This is a genomic window from Vibrio sp. 1288, from assembly GCF_033344475.1.
Genome location: NZ_JAWPOX010000998.1, coordinates 1 through 545, shown reverse-complemented (window position 1 = coordinate 545; position 545 = coordinate 1). Strand labels below are relative to the sequence as shown.

Annotated in this window: 1 protein-coding gene; it reads left to right on the top strand. The window is 52.7% G+C overall.

The window, feature by feature from the left end:
* Window positions 1–545 (top strand): efflux RND transporter periplasmic adaptor subunit (locus R8O11_RS30560; RefSeq protein ID WP_318195302.1); only part of this gene is annotated, 545 nt, incomplete at both ends.

The window sequence follows — 545 nt, the reverse complement described above, 5'->3', positions numbered from 1 at the left end:
CAGGCAGCGACGCCACTATGACGTTGGATGCGATTCCGGGTAAAGAGTGGCAAGGCAGCGTCGATTATGTGTATCCAATTTTGGATCCTAAAACGCGCACGCTTCGTGTTCGTCTTAAATTCTCTAATCCCAATGGCGAGCTGAAACCGAACATGTTCGCCAATATTGCCTTACAGCCTGTCAGCGACAACGCGGTGTTAACCATTCCCAAGTCGTCCGTTATCCGCTCGGGGGGTATGACTCGCGTCGTGCTGTCTGAGGGAGACGGCAAATACCGCTCAACGCGCATCGAAGTCGGTCGTGAAGCTGACGACAAAATCGAGGTACTACAAGGCCTGACTCAAGACGATCGCATCGTAACCTCAGCTCACTTTATGTTGGATTCAGAATCGAGCCAAACGGCTGATCTATCGCGCATTTCATCACCGACCGAAGCCACTGCACAAACGGCTTGGACGAAGGGCGAGATCACTGATGTGATGAAAGACCATCGTATGTTGACCATCAACCACCAGCCCGTACCAGAGTGGGATTGGCCGGGGATG